Raw genomic sequence first — 22,727 nt, forward strand, 5'->3', positions numbered from 1 at the left:
TAATGTGAAACACATACTCCCATGCATCTAAAATAAATTCAAAAGAATCCTCCATCTGTTATTCCTTCAAAGATTCCTCCTGCAGCCTGTCAAATTCAGCCAGGCACTCCTCCACAGTGGCCCCGTTTAACAATTCCCGGACAATATTGCAGGTATTTCCCCACTGCTCCACTTTCATGCCGGCGTTAGAACCCAGCACATAGACGTTCTCATTTACCCTGTCGTTCAAAGGCTTTAACGCGTCAATGCAGTCCACCTGAACATTTTTGGACGGAGAAATTACTTTATTGGTTTCCGTATACACCTTAAGAGCTTCATCAGAAAGAATCACGTCCAGAACATTCATGGTATCCTCCATGTGCTCCGCCTTTGCGCTGACGCCGTATCCGGTTAAGGGCACCACCGGCATCTGTCCCCGTTTACTGGGAAATCCAATGACCTTCATCTGAAAATCCGGCTTTCCATAAGCGGTATCTGCATTTGCCGCGCCCCAGTACGCCATAACAATCGGGGTTTTCTGGGCCAGAAAATCCGGGCCTTCCCCTTCAATTGCCTCAGAGACATAGGCTTTTTCTGCATCCACATATCCTTTGTCAATCATTTCCTGCAGAAATTCAAAACCGGGCCGCATATAGTCGCTGTACTTTGCCTCTCCGCTGTTTAATGCTGCAATTTCCTCTTCTGTCGTATCCCCGTTATACAAATCTGCGTACGCCTGAGCCAGAACAAAGTTTTCCAGCCACCAGCGGTTGGCCCCCACCGGAGTTTCAATACCGTTTTCCTTGAATACCCTGCAGCATTCCAGAAATTCTTCCGGCGTATTGGGCAGTTCCAGATGATACTTGTCAAACATATCCTGGTTGACAAACAGGCCGTTCACCACAACTTCCTGAGGAATCGCTACTAATTTACCATCAACGGTATTGGCAGTTTTTACCACATCCCTCAGGTTCTTTGCGCAGTCAAGGCCGGACAAGTCTGCCAGTTTTCCTTCTTCTCCCAACGCCTGTATGGTGTCCGGATTCAGCAGATAGAAATCGTCCATATTATTCCGCGCCCGATCCAAAGCCACTTCATCATAGGTCTTTTCCTGGTAATTTTCCGCCGTATAAGTCCGGTATTCCACCGTCACGCCCAGCTGCTCCTCTGCCATTCCCACTGTCAGGTCAAATGCTGTTCTTGAAACATTCTCATTATCCGGATCTGACTTCTCCATGGGGGCAAACAGCAAAACAGAACGGATGCTGTTCTCCTGCTCCTCTGCCAGATTCCCCTCTAAAAATTTCTCCTGCCCGCAGGCCCCTGCCGCAGCGGCCATAAATCCTGCCATCAGTACAGCTCCCAGTCTGCATACTCCTCGTTTCATTCTCTATTCCTTTCTTTTTATATATTGATGCACCGTCTTTTTAAACAGTCCCATATCCACCGGTTTTGCAATATGGGCATTCATGCCCGCATCCACGGCGTCCTTCACATCTTCCGCAAACGCATTTGCAGTCATGGCAATAATCGGCACATTAGCCGCATCTTCACGTTTCAGGCCTCGGATAGCCCTTGTGGCCTCATAGCCATTCATCACCGGCATCTGAACATCCATTAAAATGGCGTCAAACTCTCCCACAGCGGCATTTTGAAAACGTTCCAATGCCGCCTGGCCGTCTCCTGTGACTTCACAGTCCGCCCCTTCCATTTCCAAAAGCTGCATCAGAATCTCTGCATTGATCTCATTGTCCTCTGCCACAAGGAAATGGCATCCTTCCAGGCTGTCCGTTTCCAGATTGTCCACGGCCTGATCCCTGTCATCGAAAACAGCATGGACTTCCAGAATTTTCTCTTTCAGCGCAGATACGAAAAACGGTTTTGCAAGAAATCCGTCAATTTCCGCCTGCACATCTTCCTTTTCCAGTTCTTCCCAGTCATACGCCGTCAAAAACAAAATCGGAACATGCGTCTCCACCACAGCCCGAATCCGTCTGGCCGTCTCTATGCCGTCCATCCCCGGCATTTTCCAGTCTAATAAAATCACATGATAAGACTCATCCTGATCCCTTGCCCGGCATACCTGTCTGATTCCTTCTTCCCCGCTCAGCGCTGTATCTGTCCGAACTCCGGTATCCTCCATCAAAGACTGAACATTTCTGCAGATATCTTCCTCATCATCCACCACCAGAATCCGGGAAACGCCCTGCTCCTTCCAGAAGTTCCGATCCACCTGCTCTTCCGGAATCCGCAGCTCCAGTTCCACGGTAAACAGGCTTCCCTTATCTATCTCACTGACAACGGTAATGGTTCCTCCCATCAGTTCCACAATATTCTTGGTAATGGCCATGCCGAGCCCCGTTCCCTGCACTTTATTGGTGGTACTGTTTTCCGCCCTGGTAAATGCATCAAAAATAGTCTCCAGATATTCCGGCGTCATGCCGTATCCGTCGTCCTCCACTTCTATCCGGATATGCTCGTACTGGCTGGAGCGCTGCTCCAAACCGATAATCCGAAACCAGATATTTCCTTCCTCCTGGGTATATTTTACTGCATTGGAAAGCAGATTAATCAAAATCTGATTAATCCTTGTTTCGTCTCCCACCAGGCGTTCATTTTTGATTCCCGTTACCGTCACCTCAAAATTCTGCCTTTTCGCCTTGGCCGCAGGTCGGATAATGGCGTCCACCGAGGACACCATATTGCTCAGGGTAAATTCACCGATGGTAAGCGCCACTTTTCCGCTTTCTATCTTGGATACGTCCAGCACATCGTTAATCAGGCTGAGCAAATGCTGACTGGAGGCAGTGATTTTCCTGGTATATTCCCGCACCTTTTCCGGATAATCCGCATCCTTTGCAAGAAGGACGGCAAATCCCACAATGGCATTCATAGGCGTTCGGATATCGTGAGACATATTCGACAGGAACATGGTCTTGGATTTACTGGCCACCTGAGCTGCCTGCAGCGCCTCCGCCAGCTGCCTGTTATGCAGCTCCCGCTCCTTCTCCCGTTCTATTGCGGCCCTGATCCGCTGTCTCTGTGTAAAAAAATACAGCGCACAGCAGATACAAAATGCAATCAGCATCACCAATACCACAATAAAAATATTCTGATTTACCGCACTGCCCTCCCGCTGTATGGACTCCACCGGAACATAGCCAATCAGATAGATGCTTCCGTCATTGACGGCCCACATATAAACCAGGGAGCGTTTTCCCTGAATGTCATGGTAAAACATCACATTCTTCCCTGCTTTGACATTTTTTGTAATCTCTTCTTTTACATCCGCTTCCAGTATTTGATTGGCGCGATAAAAATCTTCCAGGTTCACATGGCCGGCTTCCCGCTCTCCCATTCCCTTGGGTTTTAGCACAAGTCTTTCGCTCTCTGCGTCCAGAATATAGAGAGACGCCGAACTGTTGTAAAATCTGTTGGGCAGCGCTTTGTCAAAAGATTCATAAATATATTCAATATAAAGAGTCGCTGTCTGTTGGTTTTTTAAAACCACAGGAGATTTCAGGGTATAGGCCCAGGCTCCCATATAATTGATATAAGATTCAGAGATCGGCAGATCTTCTACCATCCTTCCGGCAGAAAAATCCAGTTCCTCCGGGTCAAAAGCTTCCCCTTTATTGGTAATTCCCTGAGACGCCCCCTCCGGCACCAGAGATAATTTAACCATTGTTTCACTTCCATCATAAAATTGAACCAATTTCTCCGGAGCATCCATTAATTCCAGTTCTTTTGTAATTAATTTTTGATATTCCGCTTCTTTTTCCAGGATCGCCTCCATAGTTCCGCGGATCAAGTCCAGGCTTTCGCTCAGGTTATCAATGGCCGCTGCAGACATTTCTTTTGAAATTCTTCCTGCAACATAAAATACAAATGCCCCCAAAATGCAAAAAATCAAAACGATTGACACTATCAGAGACATCCCTTTGCCTGTTTTTTGCTTTTTTTGCTTGATTTTCATTTCATGAATCACCTTTATAACTATTACTTCATTTGCATTCTCTATTGTACCTTGAAAGACAGGGTAAAGTCAAGAACTGGAAATTAAGGACAGCTTTTTCGCAATACAAAAACCCCCAAAGAAGCAAAATCGTATATTCCGCCTCTTTGGGAAGTTGGAATGCTTTTTCAGCATATCTCTTTCGAAAATTGGAATGCTTTTTCAGCATATCTTTTTTAACAATTCCCGTATATTCTCTGTCACCTCTGCCGCTTTTTTGTGGTTCTTTCCTCCGGCTGTTACTCCTACTGTGATTTCTCCGTGTTTTGCAACTCCCGGAAAATAGAAATCACATTTTTCCTGGTCGGAAGCTACATTAACCGGAATTTCTTTATGCCGGCACTCCTGAAAAATCATCTCGTTTACTTTATCGTCGCAGGTGGCTGCAAGCACAAAATCCGCGTCCTGAAGCTCCCCCGTCTGATAGTCTCGGTATTCCAGGGTCAAAAACCCTTCCTGCTCTGCCGCCTGTTTCAGCGTCTCTGATATCTCCGGCGCAGTTACCTGCACCCTGGCTCCGAATTGCAGCAGCGTCAGAACGCGCCGCGCTGCAATCTTTCCGCCGCCGAATACCTGTATCTTTTTTCCTTCCATATTAATAAAAATCGGAAAATAAGTTTCCATCTCTGTTCCCCTCCCGGTTATCTTTTCCATTTCAGATAAAGCAGCGCATTCACAATGGCTGCCGCCACATTGCTGCCGCCTTTACGTCCTTTTGCAACGATATACGGCACGGCAAGTTCAAGAATCAGCTCCTTGGACTGCACCACATTTACAAATCCTACCGGGGCCCCGATAATCAGCTCCGGTTTCAGTTTTCCCTCCTGCACCAGCTCATAAATACGGATCAGGGCTGTAGGCGCATTTCCCACTGCAAATATGGTGGGACGGTTCAAAGCCGCCGCTTTGTCCATAGAAGCCATCGCCCGGGTGGTTTTGTTTCTCTTAGCCGCCTCTGCCACATCTTCATCCGCCATAAAATTATAAATCTCAATTCCCAGGCTTTTCAGCGCCTTTTTATTGATGCCCGCCTTTGCCATCTGGGTATCCGTGACAATACAGGCTCCGTTTTCAAAGGCCTGAAATGCATGTTCCAGTACGCCTGGAGAAAATACCAGATTTTGTGCATAATCAAAATCTGCTGTGGTGTGGATCACCCGTTTCACAATGGGGGCATACTGTTCTTCTATCTTACGGCTGCCCAATTCCTCTGTAATGATCTCAAAGCTGCGCGTTTCTATCTGTTCAGGCAGCACCTGTTCCAGTTCTGTTTTCATATTACTTCTCCTGTTCCAATTCTGTTTTCTATCTCTTTTTCCCTGCCGGCTGCCCCACAGTGAAGTGCTCTCCGGCCAGCTGCAAAATACTTTCTCTTACCATTCTATTCCCTGTCTTGCAGAAATGCCAGCGTCATAGGGATGTTTTTTCTTCTGCATCACAGTAATATAATCAGCCAGGGCCGACAATTCCGGCGCAGGGTTTCTTCCGGTCATTACGATTTCCAGATTCTTCGGCTTCTCCTTCAGAAAATTCAGGAGTTCCCGGCGATCTACCATATGATGGTGATAGGCTGCAAGAATCTCATCCAAAACCAGCAGAATTCCCTGAGATTTCCTTTGACCCTCTGGGTTTGGTTCCCCGGCTGCCATATTTTGCGCCGCCTCCAGAACGTCATGCAGATATCCTTTGTAATATGCCGCCGCCTCCTGCTTCTCTTCGGGAGTCATCTGAAAAGTAAAACCAAAATGCCGGCTGCAGAGCATCAGTTCCACATCCCGGATTTCCTGCAGCGATTTTAATTCGCCGGAATTATTTTTCTTCAAAAACTGTGCAAAAAGCACTTTTCCTCCTGTTCCGGCAAAACGAACTGCCAGTCCCACTGCCGCGGTGGTCTTTCCTTTCCCTTCGCCTTCATAAATATGAATCAGGCCCTTGCCCCTCATTCTTCCACTCCCTTTTCCAAAATCTCATAGATTTTCTCCATGTCCAGATGGCGGCGCAGGGTATCTGCCAGTATATCATACTGTTTTTCCTTATATTGCTCCCGATCCAGGGTTTCTGCCGATTCCAGAACGATCCCCTTTTGTTTTGCCAGAATCTCCGTCAGGGCCTGGGCAATGCCCTCCCCGTCAAAAATCCCGTGGACATAGGTTCCGTACACATTCTCAAGATGGCAGCCGTCCCACTTCTGACACTGCCCTGCTTCCATGTGCTCCGCCTGAGTCTGCACTGACAGCTCTGTGACTCTACCGCTGTTTTCTCCTGTGCTTCTGGTGGTTCCCATATGGATCTCATACCCCTCCAGTTCCATTCCTGACAATCCGGCCAGCGTTCCTGTCAGCGTTCCAAAGGTTCCCACCACCCGGGTTCTTGTTTTTTCTTTTGTAAAAACTGTTTCCACCGGAAGCAGCCCCATCCCTCTCAGATTTCCGCCCTCTTCCACCTGCTCCGGATCTGAAAGCAGCTCTCCTAACATCTGATAGCCGCCGCAAATGCCGAAAATCAGGCAGCCTCTCTGTCTGGCCCGCAAAACAGCCGGCTCTAAGCCCTTTTCTCTGAGCCATTTTAAGTCAGCCATGGTATTCTTGGTTCCAGGAAGAATGATCATGTCCGGTTCTCCCAGTTCACCGACACTGGACACATAGGAAAGACTTACCGGTTCCATGGATTCCAGTACTGCAAAATCAGTAAAATTAGAAATTCTGGGCAGTTTTATCACGGCTATCTGAATGGGGCCTTTTTTGACCGGCCGGGAAAAACGCTCAGTGAGGCTGTCCTCTTCCTCCAAATCCACCTGCATGTAAGGGGTAACTCCCACCACAGGAATTCCTGTGATTTCCTCAATCATTGCCACTCCCGGATCAAGGATGCTTTTATCGCCCCGGAATTTATTAATAATCATTCCTTTTACATATTTTTTCTCTTCTTCTGTAAGCAGCAGCAGCGTTCCGGCCAGTTGGGCGAACACGCCTCCCCTGTCAATGTCTCCTGCCAACAGCACCGGCGCCCCGGCCATTCTGGCCATTCCCATATTCACAAGTTCATCCTGCTTTAAATTAATCTCTGCCGGAGAGCCTGCCCCTTCAATAACGATCACATCATTCTGCTTCTCCAATTGCTGATAGGATCGAAGAATATCCGGTATCAGCTTTTTTTTATAAGCGAAATATTCCCGGGCCCCCATAGTTCCAAGCACTTTCCCATTGACTATTACCTGGGAGCCTGTATCATTAGTGGGCTTTAACAAAATCGGATTCATCAGCACCGACGGCTCAATGCCTGCCGCCTCTGCCTGCATAACCTGGGCCCGGCCCATTTCCAACCCTTCCCTGGTAATAAACGAATTCAACGCCATATTCTGTGACTTAAAGGGCGCCGTCCGGTAACCGTCCTGTTTGAAAATTCTGCATAACCCTGCGGTAATCAGGCTTTTCCCCACATTGGACATGGTTCCCTGCACCATAATTGATTTTCCCATTGTTCACCTCTTCTATCTTTCATAATAAACCCCATCTTGCTCAGCCTGCCGTCCGGCGGGCCGCATGGCCATCCATACTATGGAAGCCAAGGGCTTTCATAGTATGCTGAAAACCGGAGACCTTCTTTCTGAAAGTCTCCGGTCACTATGTATCCTGATTCTATCAATCCAAATCGGAAGGCAGAATAAATTTCCCGATCAACTCATCCAGACAAATTGCCTGTGCAGACAACTGTTCACTGGTTGCAGAAGACTGCTCTGCAGTCGCAGAGTTGGACTGAACCACTTCTGAAATCTGGTTGACGCCTTCCTCTGCCTGTTTCATTGCAACCGCCTGATCTGCCGCCGTACTGCTCACTGTCTTAGAGGAAGCTGCAATCTTTCCAATTCCTTCCACAACTGTTCGGATTGCCTCAGACGCCCGTTCTGCTGCTTCATTTCCTTCCGCCACTTCTCTGATTGCGCCTTCAATCAATTCCCTGGTCTCTACGGCTGCAGTAGAACTCTGCTCTGCAAGCTGACGGATCTGATCCGCCACTACAGAGAAGCCGCGTCCTGCCTCGCCGGCTCTTGCCGCTTCAATGGAAGCATTCAGGGAAAGCAGATTCGTCTGGGATGCAATATCTTCAATTTCAGAAATAATATTGCCGATCTTCTGGGACGCTTCGTTAATACGCTCCATGGCAGCTACCATCATTTCCATTTCTGCGCGGCTGCGGTCTGCTTCATCCGCATACCTCTGCGCAAGCTGATAAGATTCCTCCGCCTTCTCAGCAGCCATCCCAATATTATCTGTAATAGTCATAATGGTTGCCTGCATTTCCTGAACTGCGCCGGCCTGCTCTGTCGCCCCTTCTGCAAGGCTCTGGGACGCCTCTGCCAGATTGGTGGAGCCAGCAGAAACCTGTGTGGACGCTTCGTCAATCGACTGCATCGTAACAACCATCTGTTTCTTCAAATCACGCATAGATTGAAGAATCTGCTTAAAGTCACCGATATATCTGCTTCTGTCTGCCGACCGGACATCGTAATTGGAATTGGCCATTTCACCAAGCAGACGCTCTTCATCTGCAATTACAAAGTTCAGAGTCTCCGCCATTTCCCGGGCTACAGCCGTCATCTCTGCAATTTCATCCCGGGTATTCACCTCCGGGAACGGAGAAGAGAGATCTCCCTTTGCAAAGTCTGCCAGACGATCTTTCAAATGTATAATGGGGCCGGCAATATTTTCTGCAATTGTGGTTCCCAGATGAAGGGCCAGAAAAATGGAACCTCCAATTGATACAACCATCACGACCACTAATGCAATGCCCAAAATGGAAAGCTGCTTGGACAGGGACGAACCCTTGGAAACCTTAATCTCCATGATTTCCGTCAAATCCTTATAAACTTCTTCGTACATAGGAGCCAACTCGCCCATTGCAAGCTCCTGCGCCTTGATACACTGTTCCTGATCAACCGTGGCGCCCAGATCCATAATCTGCTGTTCCAATACCCAGTATTCTTCCAGTTCTGTCTGCAGTTCACTGTAAATTGCCTTGTTCTCAGCCGTAACCATAGAACTTTCCAGTCCTGCAAACTCTTTCATAAAATCTTCCTTGCACTGGGTATGCTGTTCTACCATTGAATCAATGGCTTCCTGCTCTTCATATCCGATGGTTCCCCGCAATGCGGATCTGGTGTCTGCAAAGCTTGCCATGGCCCGTCCTACATCTCCCTGTGCAAATCCATAATCTGACAAGGCCCCGGAATACAGATTAGACACAACAATGATCATGACTACGCCGATCACTGCCACAGCTGCCATAATCGTTGAAATTAAAGTAAATGATTTCTTTAGCCGTTCACGAATTTTCATGTTATTTAGTTTTTCCAACATAATCCTTTTCTCCACCCTTTTTATTTTTGTCTAAAAATATAACACTTAATAGTTATAGTCTACTCCTTTCTTTCTTTTCCGTCAATAATTTTAAACAAAATTTAGCCAAATTAATACCAACTGCCTAAATGCTGTTCCTGATTTCCTCCAATGCTTTCAGCAAATGTTCATTTTCCCTTCTGGGCCGCACCGCAATCCGGTACCAGCCTTCTTCCAGTCCCGGAAAATTACTGCAGTCCCGAATCAGGATTCCATATGATTTCATCCTCTGCGCAAGCCCTTTGGGGCCGCGGAAAAAAATAAAATTGGCTGCATGGCCGTAAATCCGGATAAAAAACTGTTCCTCTGCCCCGATTCCTGCCATACGCTCCGGCAGGGAAAGAATTCTGTTTTCTTTTTCAGACGCTTCAAAAGCCCCGGAAGCCGGCCGGTATTTCAAAAGATGTTCCAAAATAAATGACTTCTCTGTCTCTAAGGCCCTTCGGGTTTCTTCCAGGAAGGACTTCTCTGCCGCAGCCGCAATCCCTGCCTCCTGGGCAGGAACCGACACGCTCCAGGGCTGGGTTGCTTCCCGCATTCCTGCCAGTCTGGCTTCATTCCCGCAAAGGCCGTAGCCCAGACGAAGTCCGGGCATTCCAAAGGTTTTTGTAAAAGCTTTTATAATAAAAAGGTCAGGATAATGATTTAAATATTCTTTCATGGAATAAGAAGCAGGAGAATCGCCGTCCTGCCCGGAACTTACGAAGTCCAGAAAGCATTCATCCACAGCCAGAACCGCCCCCACATCCCTGCACCGGTCCGCCAGCCGCTTCAGCATGCCCCGATCTGTCAGAATTCCGGTGGGATTATTGGGATTGCAGAAAAACACCAGATCAATCTCTGAGGTAATGGAACAAAGATTCTCCTCCTGCAGATGAAATCCCTGTTCCGGCCTCAGATATTCCCGGCGTATCCCGCACCCTACGCTTCGCAGCGCCTGTTCATATTCCTGAAAGGTAGGCGCAAACAGCAATGCCTGTCTGGGCTTTTCTGCCAGCGCAAGGGAAAAAATCACGTCCGCCGCGCCGTTTCCGCAGATCACCTGCTCCGGCTTCACCTGCTCCAGTTCAGCAACCGCCCGGCACAGCCGTCCGCTGCCGGGCTGAGGATAATGGAGAATTCCGTCCACGGCGGATTTGGCCTGTTCCAATACCTTGGGGGGCGTTCCAAGCAAATTGATATTCGCTGAAAAATCTGTGAAATTGGGGTACTGATAAACGTCTCCGCCGTGTTTGTGCATGACTTCTTCCTGCCTTTCTGCTGTACTTTTGGATGTAAATTCCCAAATATCCTTTTACTGTGTATTTATTTGAACAGGGGCGGAACTGATTGTCTGCCCCAATACCTGACGGATTGTTCCTTCAGCCGTATTTCAAAAAATGCTACCTGGCTGACTGTTCCCGCAGCAGGATTCCTGCTGCTGCAAGGACTGCCGCTGCCGGAAGCATGACCGGGACAAAATCGTAGTTTCCTTTCATCATCTGAAACAGGGCGAATTTCCCCAGGTGTTTGGCGGCTCCCACGTTTGCAAAGAAATAAATCACCGATACCATATATCCCAGAACTGCCTGATTGGTAATCCCGCTGATGAAAAATCCGATGCTGCCCAGAAACAGGATTTCGCAAAAAGAACCGAGCCACAGCTCTCCCCAGACAAACTGACTGCCTCCCTGCCGCATCCTCTGCAGAAATAAGGTAATCAGCATCGCCAGACAAACCACAGCCAGCAGCAGGCGAAGCAGATACAGCTTCCACAAAGGCGTGGCCTTGGACTTCTCAAGCAGCCAGATTTCCCGGTTCTGCTCCGGCAGAAATAAGGGCGTCAAAAGCAGGATTCCGCCGAAAGACGCATACAGTTCCATCACTTTTGCAGCCTGCACCCCGTCCAGGTTCCGAAAGCTGACAAAAAATCCCGACATAAGGGCAAACAGCAGGGTCAGCAGCAAATGGGGCGCATACTGCCTGCGGACAAAGCTACTTCCTGCGCTTAAATACTTTTCCATAAAGCGTCTCTCCTTCCCTGCGTTTCTTCTCATAAACTATTACTGTAAGTATCAGGAATACGAAAGACAGCAGGAAATAAAATCCCCGGTTTAAGAAAAGCTGCTGTCTCTGAGACCAGAATTCACTGGTTCTTCCCAAAGTATTCCACCGGGCCACCAGCTTCAGGGAAAAATCCCCGGCCAGCATGCTGCCTCCCATCAGGCTTGCCATGGCCCAAAACACCTGAATGAAAATGGAGATTACACTCTCTGTCAGCTCTGTAAAGAAAAAGGATACCGCCAGTACAATCATGAGTTCCGGCAGCAGCCAGACCAGACAGTACTTCAAAAACGCCAGGAAATCCGGTGAAACTCCCATGGTAGCGGCGTGATACTGATAAGGCGTCTGCATGACAAAGGAAGTGATAAGCACCGGAAGCGATGCCATACATACATTTGCCAGGTAGCGGCTTCCAATTATGCAGGCGGCAGAAGCTTCATGCGCATACACCACCTGAGACGCCTGGGCGCGTTTGTCCCTGAGACACCTGGTAACCCCCAGAAAAATCGGAAGAACCGCAAGGATAATTCCCGCATAATCGCAAAACAGCCTGGAAACCGCTCCGGTAATCCTGTCTTTTTCACAGAGGGCTTCGTATTCCTCCAATGCCTGCTCATAGCTCATAGGCACGCTTACCCCGCCTGCAATGGCTTCTTTCCGGTAGGAGCTTCCGGCTCCCACAATCTCACAGACTTTTTCCATATTTGCACCGAACGCTTCATAACTCAGAGACTCTCTGGCAGGAACAGAATACTCCATCTGGGCTGCCATCGCCCCTTCCATGGCGCTCTGATCGTATGTTCCAAAATGCGTCTCCATGGCTTCCATCAATTCTTCCCAGGATTTTCCGGAGCTGTCTTCTATGATTTTGATTACGTCATCCAGTTCCTGCTGATTCAGCCTGACTTCTTTATAAAATCCCATGGGATAGGTGGCATAGGAATTGCGGTATGTCTCCTGCATAAGTTCTGCCAGAATTTTCTCCATTACCACCGAAGGCTCATGGCTGCTGATCCTCCCATAGCTTTCCTGATCCGGAAGAGGCTTTTCTATTCTGTCTACCAAATCCCCGCCTAACTGAGTGGACAGAAATATTACAAATACCGCCACATAGATATAGTATACCATGCTTTTGAGAATCTGTTTACACTCTTTTAAAAATAACGTTCCGAACATCGCATCCACCTCCTATGCCCTGTGCCCGGCTGTCTGGCGCATCAGATACATATAGGCGTCTTCCACATCCGGCCCGATCAGTTCTGCATCCTTCATCGGCGGTTCTTCGGAAATAATTTTTATATTGGCGCTGCTGCCGTTTGTCAAAATTCCCGTCACCAGAAATTTTTCCCGTATGGAGGGCAGTTCCATGGCAGATACCTTTGCCATATAGACTTTGCCTTTTACTGCCTCCAATAACTGGGAGACTTTTCCCCGAAAAAGGATTTCTCCCTGATTCAGCACGGCAATGTTTTCACAGGTGGCTTCAATATCGCCTACGATATGGGTGGAGAGAATCACAATTCTGTCTTTGGCAATCTCACAGAGCAGGTTTCTGAACCGCACCCGCTCCTCCGGATCAAGCCCAGCCGTCGGTTCATCCACCACAATCACTTTGGGATCGTGAATGATTGCCTGGGCAATGCCGAGCCTGCGCTTCATGCCGCCGGACATGGCCTTAACCTTTGTGTTTTGCTGCTCTCCCAGATTTACCCGTTCCAGCATTTCCGGAACCTTAACGGCCCGTTCCTTCTTACTCATACCGGAGAGCACGGCGAGATAATCCAACGCTTCAGAAGCCTTCATATTCCCGTACATGGAAAAATCCTGGGGCAGATATCCGATAATTCTGCGCACCTGAACACACTGCTCCACCGGGATATTGCAGACCTTCACCTCGCCGCTGCTTTTTTTCGTCAATGTGGTAAGCACTTTCATCAGTGTGGTTTTTCCGGCTCCGTTGGGGCCCAAAAGACCGAACATACCTGATTCAATCTGCAGGTTCACATGCTTTAACGCCTGCTTTTTTCCAAAATTCTTCGATAAATCCCTGATTTCTATTCTGGTATCCATCTTGTTTCCTCTCTTTCTTAATTTATCAATCAGTATAAGAGGAATTTATCTACGAACTTCCTATAAAAAATATTTTTCTTCTTTGTCTTACCTCACTCCTGTCACCAGGCTTGCAGCTGCTATGGCTCCCTGCTCCACGCTGTTTTGCAGAGACAGGCTTCCTCCGTGGCTTTCACACAGCATCCGGCAGATGGACAGGCCGATGCCGAAGTGTTCCCTGCTGTTTTCCTCCTCGCTGAAATAAACATCCATTCCCATCCGCAGCGCTTTTTCTGAAAATCCGGGGCCGTCGTCTTTGACAAAAACAGTCAGCTCCCTCCCGTTCAAAACTGCTTTCGCCTGAATGCTGCGGACTGCATAGCGCATGGCATTGCTCAGCAGATTTTCAAATACTTCTATCAAAAGCTCCAGATCCAAAAACAGCTCCTGTTCCGGCAAATCCGCTTCCAAAGCAATCTCCAGCTCCGTATTCTGTCCGATGCCGCAGACCACTGCCGCAAGCTGCCGGAGCACCTGCCCGCTGCTGTGCCAGATACCGGAAGGCTCCCGCTTTTCAATATTCTGGACGGTGGTCATGGTTTCGGAAAAACGCAGCAGCCGCTCTTCCTGCTCATGCATGGTATTTAATTTCTCCATCAGCATTGCTTCTGTGACACGTCCGCTGGGCACATACCTCTGGAGAAATTCTGTATACCCCCGAATCACCGTCAGAGGCGTGCGGATGTCATGGGCAAAGGCCGCATTGATTTTCCGCTGCTCCTCCTGCTGCCTCCATTGCTGCTTTTTATTTTTCAGCATCTCCTTTCGCATCTGCTCCATTTCCCTGCAGAGAAAGCCCATTTCATCCTTGCCCCTCCAGATTATTTCGTGGCTGTAATCTCCCATATTGATGTAATTCAATCCCCGGGTAATGGCTGCAATGGGCGGTTTGATTCTGGTTTCCAGAAAAATCTTGCCAGCTGCGGCGAAGCCCGCCAGAATATAAAGGTACAGACAGGCTCCATAAAAACTTTTGAGAACCAGCAGACAGAAATTCTCCCAGCTTTTCTGTTCCGTCAAAGCTGCTCTGAGACGGGGATCGCTGTGATATGCCTCCGCCTGCATCTGCCGTTTCTCCAGCACCTCAATCCACACCAGGCAGAGATTTCTGGTGATCCAGTAGGCGGCAATAACCCCCACCGTACAAATGCACAGATACCAGATCAACGTCCGCACCAGAGATTTTTCCTGTAAAAAATTCCAAAGCTGCTCTGTTTTCTCTTCTAACCAATCCATTTGTAGCCCACTCCCCAGACGGTTTCAATGTGCTTTACATCCCCATCGATTTTCTGGCGGATACGCCGCACATGCTCCGCAATAATCCCGGGGTCCGCTTCCCCGTCAAAACCCCTGACCCTCTCATAAATCTGTTCTTTTTCAAAGACCTGGCCGCTGTGGGAAATCAGAAGCTCCACAATGGAAAATTCTGTTTTCGTAAGCCCTGCGTCCTCCCCTTTCACCAATACCTGACGGCCGGAAAAATCCACCGTCAAATCTCCTTTTATATATACGCTGCCGCTTTTCTGCTTTCTGGCTTCCCGGCGCAGATGCGCCTCCACCCGGGCAAGCATCTCATCCATGCCGAAGGGCTTTACAATATAATCGTCTCCGCCGGCCTTAAAGCCGTTTACCCTGTCCTGCTCCTGGGTGCGGGCTGTGAGAAAGAGAATGGGGCAGTCGATATAATCCCGGATTTTCTCACAGACGGTATAACCGTCCAGATCCGGCATATTCACATCCAGTATAATTAGATCCGGATGGTATTTCAGCCCCTCCATGGCTTCCATTCCGTTTTTGGCAGTGTAGACCAGATACCCTTCCAGTTCCAGGGATTCCTTCAGAAGAGTCCGGATATCCTGTTCATCGTCTACGGCAAGTATTTTCTTCATGTTGTCCTCCATTTTTGAATTTTTCTATGATGCAGCTATGGGGTTTCTCTTTCTTATTCCGATCATAATTGATTCCCACCAGAAGAATGTCGCCTGCATAACCTTCCAGAGCTTTGGTGTACTGCCGGTCTTTGATTTGCTGTATGGCAGATTTTGCAGTTTTATCGTATTTCAGTTCCACCACCAACGCAGGCTTTCCAGATGCGGGCAGCGGCAGAAAAACGATATCCGCAAAGCCCCGGCCTGACGGCAGTTCGCGAATCAGCCTGTAATCCTTTCTTGCGCTGTAATAGGCCAGACCAATCGCACAGGCAAGAGAATTCTCATCATTATAAGCCAAAATCGACGCCGCCTCTATATGCGCCAGAGCAAGACCCTCGGCAACACTTTCTTCATCACCCAAAAGCGTGTCCTCCAGAAGTTTTTCTGACGCTCCAAGAACGCGCATCACTTCCTGCCAACCGCCCACACTCATAGCATTTTCAAATTCTCCGATAATTTCCTTATTCGGGATAAAAACTTCTTTTCGCTTCCAATCATATCCCAGATACCCCAGGTGAACAAACAAGGTGAGCACATCATCTTTCGTCTTAAGATTCTCCATATCATTCTGAAAGCTCATTGTATTTACCTTAATGCGGCCGCCGCCAAGCATCTGTACAATATCCTCTTTCAAACCTTCAAAATCCATATCCATATAAATTTTCAGCGCTTCATAAGTCTCAGTGGAAGTCCAATAGCTTGAAAAATGCCTGCATCTCATTGCTTCCACCACAGATCTCGGATTATAGATATGACGAAATCTCCGAAAAGCATAACCGTCATACCAATTACCGGCCTCGTCAAAATCCATCTCGTACCGCCCGCACAGTTCCTTAACTTCCTCCTCTGTGAAACCGGTGTATTCCTCTAACATTTTCTGATCCGTCATGGAAAATTCATCAAACATGTTAAGGGCTGAATGGGTTCCGTATTTTTTTACAGGAAGAATCCCGGTCATATATGCAAGAGCCACATAGGAATGATCTTTTAACAGATTCCGCATAAAATCCAGATACATTTTCTGGGCATCTGTATCATTCCTATATTCCCGGAATATGCAGTCCCATTCATCAATGATAAAAATAAAACCGGTGGACAGCCTGGCTGAAATAGTCTGCAGCACAGAAATCAGTGAGGAACGATCAAAATAATTCAAATCAGGAAATTCCTCCAACAATTCCCATAACAGAGTTTTTTCCACTCGTTCTTTGAACGCCGCCGCATTTTCTGTCTGGCTTAAAAACTGCTGTATATTTAAAAATATAACGTTGTATTGATTCAGATGTTTCTGATAAGCTTCATCACCGGCAATCGACAAAGAATCAAACTGTCCGCCGGAATCGCATCCTTTCCCATAGTAAGCCGTCAGCATCTGCGCAGTCACGGATTTACCGAATCGCCTGGGACGGCTGACACAGACATAACGCTGTTCTGTATTGATAACAGAATTTGTGTAAGAGATCAGACCGCTTTTGTCAATATAAATTTTGGAATTGAGGGACATCTGAAAGCTTCTGTTTCCCGGATTTAAATATATTCCCATAAAAGCAATTACCTTTCTCTATCATGAATTTTGATATACAACTATAAGTTGTTCGCCGGAGCTCTGTGAAAAACAACTCCCATCAACAGAAAATTTCTTCTTTATTATATGGTAAATATAGCGAATTAGCAATATAAGATTCACGCCATGCACCAGAAAAAGACAGCCCATGCGTCTGCACAGACTGTCTGTTCTGTTATCTGTTTTTTATTTTTCCGGTTCTGTTTTCCAGTTCTAAGCTTTCACGCCGAAGTGCTCAAACAGCAGTTCTTCCGCTTCCTTAGACCACAGCCCCTTATGCTTCTTGCAGCACTCATCCAGTTCTTTGTAGAAGGGATCTTTCTCTCCTAATTTGCCGAAATCTTCAATGGCTGTCATGGGCATATCCAACTGGGTATAAGCCAGTTTCTTGCCGCCGGGGATATTGGGCAGGTTTTTGGTGGTTTCCACGATGGAATCCATACCGCCCACATGAGTTACCATAACGGCTGAGTTAATCAGACCTTTGGCAGATTTCTCAATGGCTTCTTTCATATCATCGGTATTTCCGCCGGTGGAGCCCATGATTTTTGTTCTTGCGTAATGGCAGTCATACAGATTCATGTTTGCAGAAAACTGGGTATCTGTGGGGCCTGCAAAGAAGTTCATGCAGCCGTCCTCTGCCAGAAGTTTATTGCCCATCTCTGCAATGCTTTTAACTGGAGCGTATACAAACACGTCGCTGTAGCCTTTTCCTCCGGTAATGGCTTTCAGCTCCGCCACCGGATCTTCCATGCCAGCTGTGTTGACATAGTGGAGCTCCACGCCTTTTTCCGCTGCTTCAGACTCTGGAATCACTTCTTTTGCCCGGGCAATCTTTGCCTCATTGATATCGGTTACCACAATGCGCCTGGGTTTATTTTCAAAGGTAAGACCGTAGCTTACCGCGCCAAGGCCCATAGGCCCGCATCCGCCCAGAATCAGGATATCTCCGCCTTCCAGAGTTCCCATTTTGTGTTCATAGGAAAGATGCTCGCAGTGATAATTGCTGTGATATCCGCCGATGCAGCAGCTCATGGGCTCGCCTAAGGAAGCCTCAAAATAGCTGTCTCCATCGTATTCCCAGATGCATCCCTTTTCAATAACGTCCCCGGGGAAAATACAGTAGGTGGCTGCCCCGCCGAAATATTCATAGGAATATCCCGGAGATTCCATCTGGCCCGGAATGGCCGGCTGCTGTGCAAATTTCTTGCCCTCATGGAACTGGTCTTTCCATTTGGAGCCTACTTTTACAATGTCCCCGGTAAATTCATGGCCGATAATTACCGGATGCTCCGCCACATTTTCCGGCACACGTTTGTGGTTCTTGCCTGCCTGCACCATTTTCCAGGTGGACATGCAAATACTGTCGCTGACTACTTTTACCAGGATTTCATCTTCTTTGATTTCAGGAAGTTCAAATTCTTCTAACCTGATATCGTCTACTCCATACAACCTTACGCCTCTTGCTTTCATAATGCTTCCTCCTTTTTATTTTGAAATTATTTTAATTTTTCTAATACCCAGTCAATATTATTGGTTTTCTTAAACTCTTCTAATACTTCCTCATCTTCCAGCATGCCGCAGATTTTTTCCAGCAATTCCAAATGCTCGTCGCCTACGCCTGCGATACCGAATACAAGCTGAGCTTTCTCTTCTCCAAAGGAAACGCCCTGCGGATACTGCATCACTACAATTCCTGTTTTCTTCACCGTTCCCTTTGCCTGGGAAGTTCCGTGGGGAATTGCCACGCCAAGGCCCATGTAAGTGGTAACCAGTCTTTCTCTTTCCTGCATGGCGTCAATGTATGACGCATCCACATAGCCTAACTTTGTCAGCAGCTCTCCGGCTGCCTGAATCGCTTCCTCTTTGGAAACCGGCTGCAGATTCAGCTGAATGCCGTCTCTTACAAGAATCTCTTTTCTATTACTTTCAGAATGTTTTACTTTTACATCGGACTGAGCGTTTGGGCCTGCCGGTGTTTTTGCCTCTGCATGAGACGCTCCTTCTGACGTCAACTGTGCATACAAAGCGTCCAGCGCCGGGTCTGCCAGGAAATTGTTGATCGTTACCATCTGCGCATGGGGCGCGCATTTCTTTGCCCGGTCTACCAGTGTAACCTGAACCACTGCAATGTCGCAGTCCTTTGGAATAGTATCCACTGACGTATTGATTACCGTCAAATCCGGCCGCAGGGCTTTCACTCTGTTTCGGAACTTGGTGGCGCCCATGGCGGAAGAACCCATGCCTGCGTCACAGGCAAACACTACTTTCTTCACGTCTGCCGCTGAAGCAATGGCAACATTTGCCGTTCCTTTTGCCTGGGCTTTTCTGCTTGCCAGTTCTTCCTGAGCCTCCTCCAGACTCTTGCCCTTGGCCATGCGGACAATGGCGGAAGAAACCATAAAGGAAATCGCCGTTGCAATTACCACTCCCACAATAATCTGAATGATTTTATCTCCCGGAGCCATCATCAGATAGGCAATGATGGAGCCTGGAGAAGCCGGCCCAACCAGTCCGCAGCCTGTCAGGTTAAACCAGAAGATTGCCGCCAGATTTCCAAGAATCGGCCCAACAATCACCAAGGGATTCATCAAAATATAGGGGAAATATATTTCATGGATACCGCCTAACAGATGAATGATTACCGCACCGGGCGCGGATTGTTTCGTTTCCTGATCTTTGCAGAAGAACATGTATGCCAAAAGTACGCCGAGACCTGGGCCGGGGTTTGCTTCCAGCATATACATAATGGATCTTCCGGTTTCTGCCGCCTGAGCTGTTGCAATTGGCGTGAAAATCCCGTGGTTCAGCGCATTGTTCAAAAACAGCACCTTTGCAGGCTCAATAAAGACTGCAATCAGCGGAAGCAGGCTGTGTTCCACCAGGAAATTTACGCCTGCGGACAAAATGCCCAGAATCAGGTTCATAAACGGCCCTACTGCCAAAAATCCGAACATTGCCAGCAGCATACCGATGATTCCTACGGAGAAATTGTTAATCAGCATCTCAAAGCCTGCCGGCATGTGTCCGTCCATGGCTTCATCAAATTTCTTGATGCAAAAGCCTGCCAGGGGGCCCATAATCATAGCCGCCATCAGCATTGTGGTGTCCGGGTCGCTCATAATGGCGCCTACCACTGCAATGGAAGCCACCACGCTTCCCCTATCGCCGCCGATCAGTTTTCCTCCTGTGGACGCAATCAAAATCGGAATCAAATAAACTAAAATTGCTGAAAAAATTGTTGCAAACCCTTCATGGGGAAGCCATCCGCTGCCGTTGAAAAAAGCAGCCAGGAAACCAAATGCAATCAATGCACCGATGTTTGGCATAATCATCGCTGAAAGAAATTTGCCAAAACGTTGAACGCCGTTTTTCATTTTTTACTCCTTTCCCTAGGTCTGCTCCTGATAAAGCAATTCTGCGGACTTGCTGTGCATTCCGTACTCTGTACGGTTTGAGCCTGCACGGCTGACAGGACTGTCAGCTCATCCGGCGATTAATTTTCCTCTCTGGTACGGCCGTCAGATAATCCGGACATTAATTTTCCTCTCTGGTACAGCCGTCAGATAATCCGGACATTATGCTTTCTGCACTCCTCCTGGAATTCCGGAGGCAGATTTCCGTCTGAAATTATCACATCCACGCCTTCTAATCCGCAGACAGTATATGTACGTTTTACTCCCACTTTGGAAGAATCCATCAGAAATATTCTCTGTTCCGCCCGATGGATTACCGTCCGTTTCAAAACAGTTTCTTCATCCACCCCGCAGCTGAATCCTGTCTGGCTGCAATAACCGGTAACTCCCAGAAACGCCTGGTCAAAATTGATTTTTGACACATCCTGAACGGTGTGGACTCCGCATACGCTCATGCTGTAGCGGTTGACGCTCCCTCCAAGGACATGCACCGCGGGCTGCTTTAGTCTGCAAAGCTCCACCGCGCAGGTCAGGGAATTGGTATAAATCAGGTTGGACTGATCCGGCATACAAGACGCCAGCATGGTAGTGGTGCTGCCGGAATCCAGAAAAATTGTGGTATCCTTCTGGATAAATGCCAGAGCCTTCTGAGTAATCAACTGTTTCGCTTCTATATTCTGTACCGATCTCTGGCTGAACATACCATCCGTTCCGATTACAACATCTACGGATTTTGCTCCTCCATGTACCCGGACAATTCTTTTTGCTTCATCAAGAGCTTTCAAATCTGTGCGCAGTGTCATTTCCGATATCTGTGGAACCTGATCCTTCAATTCTGCAAAACTGATGGTTCCGCTCTGATTGACTAAATCTACAATAATGTTTCTGCGCTGTTCCATTGAATCCATGTTTCTACCTCCTGGGAATCCGCAGCCAGTGCCAGACTGCGTTTCCGTCTGTTCATCTCACCATTTATCTACTCCTTTCCATTCTAGCATATTTTTTCACTTCTGCAACCTTCTGCTTTCATTCTAAAAGTTTTTTGCTATGAAAATTGTTGTTATGAAAGTTTGTATTGTTATAATAACAGCTTTCGCCCGGATTGTCAACTGTTATTTTAAAAGTTTTTTGTTATTTTTTATTTCGTTTCAAAAGTATATATGTGATTTTTACTTTTATAACTACTTTTCCGGCTAAAATGTTGTGGTGAATTATTTTTGATTCAACATTCTAATATTTTATTTCAATAATCAATGTTCTGTCATATAAAAAATAACGATAACCCATTTTTTTGAACAGGCTATCGTTATTATAGTATCAAAATCTTTTATAAACTCAGAATAGGTATTAATATCCCCTCGTCCCCCTGCCCCTGCAGCCAATCACCCCTTACTGTCTGCAATATATTCGTCAAGGCTCATCGCAATAAATAAACTGATGTTTCTCATTTTTTATCTCCTAATTGGATGCCGGATTACGGTCTTTAAGTTTTCCGGCCTGCATCTGCGGGCATCGCTCAGATAAATCTCATGATGACGGCGGGCTCCGGCCATATCCGGCAGATATCCCTGTTCCCCGGCATAATGATCCATTGCCGCTACAGTGGCCGGTTCCGCATCGTAGGGCCCGATGTGCATACACTGGACGCACAATCCCTCTTCATAAGTCAGAAATTCCACACTGGAATAATCTGTTTCTTTCTTAACTTCTGCCTCTGCTTTTGCCCATTCAAATTCTTCTCTTGTGACAAATTCCGGCAGCCGGATCATGGAAATCCACTGGAAATCCTGTTTTCTGGAGTAGTCCACCCCCACGATTCCCTCCTGCCACCAGAGCCCCTCTAAGGGTGGAACCACGTAGTCAAAATATCCTTCAATCTGGTGTTCGCCCTTTTTACTCATTTTAATGGTGTAGGCAATTCCGTACAGTAAACCGATGGCCTGTTTGTAGTCGCCGCCCTCTTCATTGGGATCGCCCTTGCCCTGTACGGAAATGAAATTCATGGGCGGTATGGTTACAATTTGAGGTTTGTTTTTTGGCAGGTAGAATTCTTTGTATTCTTTTTTATAATCAAATGGCATTTTGGATGCTCCTTTTTCTTTTTTATGTTGTTTAGGGTATTTGCAACGAAGGTTATGTTCTTCAATACGAACGGAACTATCAGATTGCCCTTTGACACACAAATCGGGCAGCGTTCCGGTGAACTAACTGCTAACTGCGGCTAGGGAAGTCAGGAATGCCTTCCTTCCCAAGTCTCCGTAAGCAGTGGATTTC

18 protein-coding genes are annotated in these 22,727 nt (G+C 47.5%); all 18 read right to left on the bottom strand.

Features of this window, described 5'->3' with window-relative positions:
* Window positions 1–58: 58 nt before the first annotated feature.
* Window positions 59–1,366: an ABC transporter substrate-binding protein gene (locus ACTO17_RS14760; RefSeq protein WP_482558466.1), complete on the bottom strand. Its 1,308-nt coding sequence runs from the start codon at window positions 1,364–1,366 to the stop codon at window positions 59–61.
* 3 nt (window positions 1,367–1,369) lie between these two features.
* Window positions 1,370–3,955 (bottom strand): hybrid sensor histidine kinase/response regulator, encoded by a 2,586-nt coding sequence (locus tag ACTO17_RS14765; protein ID WP_482558467.1) that lies wholly within the window; start codon window positions 3,953–3,955, stop codon window positions 1,370–1,372.
* Window positions 3,956–4,156: 201 nt separating this feature from the next.
* Window positions 4,157–4,618, bottom strand: coding sequence for a precorrin-2 dehydrogenase/sirohydrochlorin ferrochelatase family protein (locus ACTO17_RS14770; protein WP_482558468.1), 462 nt, complete (start codon window positions 4,616–4,618; stop codon window positions 4,157–4,159).
* Window positions 4,619–4,635: 17 nt separating this feature from the next.
* A complete protein-coding gene (locus ACTO17_RS14775) occupies window positions 4,636–5,271 on the bottom strand; it encodes a precorrin-8X methylmutase (protein WP_482558469.1) in 636 nt (211 codons plus the stop codon).
* 96 nt (window positions 5,272–5,367) lie between these two features.
* The gene (locus ACTO17_RS14780; protein WP_482558470.1) at window positions 5,368–5,937 is read right to left on the bottom strand and encodes a cob(I)yrinic acid a,c-diamide adenosyltransferase; all 570 of its coding nucleotides are present in this window, start codon (window positions 5,935–5,937) and stop codon (window positions 5,368–5,370) included.
* The gene (locus ACTO17_RS14785) at window positions 5,934–7,472 is read right to left on the bottom strand and encodes a cobyric acid synthase (RefSeq protein ID WP_482558471.1); all 1,539 of its coding nucleotides are present in this window, start codon (window positions 7,470–7,472) and stop codon (window positions 5,934–5,936) included. Before ACTO17_RS14785 ends, ACTO17_RS14780 begins: the two co-directional genes overlap by 4 nt.
* Window positions 7,473–7,635: 163 nt before the next feature.
* Window positions 7,636–9,351: a methyl-accepting chemotaxis protein gene (locus ACTO17_RS14790; protein WP_482558472.1), complete on the bottom strand. Its 1,716-nt coding sequence runs from the start codon at window positions 9,349–9,351 to the stop codon at window positions 7,636–7,638.
* A 124-nt stretch (window positions 9,352–9,475) separates the two neighbouring features.
* Window positions 9,476–10,630 (bottom strand): pyridoxal phosphate-dependent aminotransferase, encoded by a 1,155-nt coding sequence (locus ACTO17_RS14795; protein WP_482558473.1) that lies wholly within the window; start codon window positions 10,628–10,630, stop codon window positions 9,476–9,478.
* A gap of 142 nt (window positions 10,631–10,772) precedes the next feature.
* Window positions 10,773–11,393, bottom strand: coding sequence for a hypothetical protein (locus ACTO17_RS14800; protein ID WP_482558474.1), 621 nt, complete (start codon window positions 11,391–11,393; stop codon window positions 10,773–10,775).
* Entirely contained in the window at window positions 11,365–12,609 is a 1,245-nt protein-coding gene (locus ACTO17_RS14805; RefSeq protein WP_482558475.1) for a hypothetical protein, read from the bottom strand. Before ACTO17_RS14805 ends, ACTO17_RS14800 begins: the two co-directional genes overlap by 29 nt.
* Before the next feature lie 12 nt (window positions 12,610–12,621).
* A complete protein-coding gene (locus tag ACTO17_RS14810; protein WP_482558476.1) occupies window positions 12,622–13,503 on the bottom strand; it encodes an ABC transporter ATP-binding protein in 882 nt (293 codons plus the stop codon).
* A gap of 87 nt (window positions 13,504–13,590) precedes the next feature.
* The gene (locus ACTO17_RS14815) at window positions 13,591–14,778 is read right to left on the bottom strand and encodes a sensor histidine kinase (RefSeq protein ID WP_482558477.1); all 1,188 of its coding nucleotides are present in this window, start codon (window positions 14,776–14,778) and stop codon (window positions 13,591–13,593) included.
* Entirely contained in the window at window positions 14,766–15,431 is a 666-nt protein-coding gene (locus tag ACTO17_RS14820; RefSeq protein WP_482558478.1) for a response regulator transcription factor, read from the bottom strand. Before ACTO17_RS14820 ends, ACTO17_RS14815 begins: the two co-directional genes overlap by 13 nt.
* Window positions 15,403–17,016 (bottom strand): AAA family ATPase, encoded by a 1,614-nt coding sequence (locus ACTO17_RS14825; RefSeq protein ID WP_172538059.1) that lies wholly within the window; start codon window positions 17,014–17,016, stop codon window positions 15,403–15,405. Before ACTO17_RS14825 ends, ACTO17_RS14820 begins: the two co-directional genes overlap by 29 nt.
* A 234-nt stretch (window positions 17,017–17,250) precedes the next feature.
* Window positions 17,251–18,510, bottom strand: coding sequence for a zinc-binding dehydrogenase (locus tag ACTO17_RS14830; RefSeq protein ID WP_482558479.1), 1,260 nt, complete (start codon window positions 18,508–18,510; stop codon window positions 17,251–17,253).
* A gap of 26 nt (window positions 18,511–18,536) precedes the next feature.
* Window positions 18,537–20,414: a PTS mannitol transporter subunit IICBA gene (locus ACTO17_RS14835; protein WP_482558480.1), complete on the bottom strand. Its 1,878-nt coding sequence runs from the start codon at window positions 20,412–20,414 to the stop codon at window positions 18,537–18,539.
* A 185-nt stretch (window positions 20,415–20,599) separates the two neighbouring features.
* The gene (locus tag ACTO17_RS14840) at window positions 20,600–21,361 is read right to left on the bottom strand and encodes a DeoR/GlpR family DNA-binding transcription regulator (RefSeq protein ID WP_172538062.1); all 762 of its coding nucleotides are present in this window, start codon (window positions 21,359–21,361) and stop codon (window positions 20,600–20,602) included.
* Window positions 21,362–21,904: 543 nt separating this feature from the next.
* Complete coding sequence (locus tag ACTO17_RS14845) at window positions 21,905–22,534, bottom strand: GyrI-like domain-containing protein (protein ID WP_482558481.1); 630 nt, start codon at window positions 22,532–22,534, stop codon at window positions 21,905–21,907.
* Between the last annotated feature and the right edge of the window lie 193 nt (window positions 22,535–22,727).

It is taken from the genome of Petralouisia sp. (assembly GCF_056822245.1).

What these genes read in the sequence shown, in the direction of transcription:
- ACTO17_RS14815 (WP_482558477.1), bottom strand. Translation starts at nt 14,778, where the DNA reads ATGGATTGGTTAGAAGAGAAAACAGAGCAGCTTTGGAATTTTTTACAG.
- ACTO17_RS14845 (WP_482558481.1), bottom strand. Translation starts at nt 22,534, where the DNA reads ATGCCATTTGATTATAAAAAAGAATACAAAGAATTCTACCTGCCAAAA.
- ACTO17_RS14825 (WP_172538059.1), bottom strand. Translation starts at nt 17,016, where the DNA reads ATGGGAATATATTTAAATCCGGGAAACAGAAGCTTTCAGATGTCCCTC.
- ACTO17_RS14820 (WP_482558478.1), bottom strand. Translation starts at nt 15,431, where the DNA reads ATGAAGAAAATACTTGCCGTAGACGATGAACAGGATATCCGGACTCTT.
- ACTO17_RS14800 (WP_482558474.1), bottom strand. Translation starts at nt 11,393, where the DNA reads ATGGAAAAGTATTTAAGCGCAGGAAGTAGCTTTGTCCGCAGGCAGTAT.
- ACTO17_RS14805 (WP_482558475.1), bottom strand. Translation starts at nt 12,609, where the DNA reads ATGTTCGGAACGTTATTTTTAAAAGAGTGTAAACAGATTCTCAAAAGC.
- ACTO17_RS14770 (WP_482558468.1), bottom strand. Translation starts at nt 4,618, where the DNA reads ATGGAAACTTATTTTCCGATTTTTATTAATATGGAAGGAAAAAAGATA.
- ACTO17_RS14830 (WP_482558479.1), bottom strand. Translation starts at nt 18,510, where the DNA reads ATGAAAGCAAGAGGCGTAAGGTTGTATGGAGTAGACGATATCAGGTTA.
- ACTO17_RS14835 (WP_482558480.1), bottom strand. Translation starts at nt 20,414, where the DNA reads ATGAAAAACGGCGTTCAACGTTTTGGCAAATTTCTTTCAGCGATGATT.
- ACTO17_RS14765 (WP_482558467.1), bottom strand. Translation starts at nt 3,955, where the DNA reads ATGAAAATCAAGCAAAAAAAGCAAAAAACAGGCAAAGGGATGTCTCTG.
- ACTO17_RS14775 (WP_482558469.1), bottom strand. Translation starts at nt 5,271, where the DNA reads ATGAAAACAGAACTGGAACAGGTGCTGCCTGAACAGATAGAAACGCGC.
- ACTO17_RS14785 (WP_482558471.1), bottom strand. Translation starts at nt 7,472, where the DNA reads ATGGGAAAATCAATTATGGTGCAGGGAACCATGTCCAATGTGGGGAAA.
- ACTO17_RS14780 (WP_482558470.1), bottom strand. Translation starts at nt 5,937, where the DNA reads ATGAGGGGCAAGGGCCTGATTCATATTTATGAAGGCGAAGGGAAAGGA.
- ACTO17_RS14840 (WP_172538062.1), bottom strand. Translation starts at nt 21,361, where the DNA reads ATGGATTCAATGGAACAGCGCAGAAACATTATTGTAGATTTAGTCAAT.
- ACTO17_RS14760 (WP_482558466.1), bottom strand. Translation starts at nt 1,366, where the DNA reads ATGAAACGAGGAGTATGCAGACTGGGAGCTGTACTGATGGCAGGATTT.
- ACTO17_RS14790 (WP_482558472.1), bottom strand. Translation starts at nt 9,351, where the DNA reads ATGTTGGAAAAACTAAATAACATGAAAATTCGTGAACGGCTAAAGAAA.
- ACTO17_RS14810 (WP_482558476.1), bottom strand. Translation starts at nt 13,503, where the DNA reads ATGGATACCAGAATAGAAATCAGGGATTTATCGAAGAATTTTGGAAAA.
- ACTO17_RS14795 (WP_482558473.1), bottom strand. Translation starts at nt 10,630, where the DNA reads ATGCACAAACACGGCGGAGACGTTTATCAGTACCCCAATTTCACAGAT.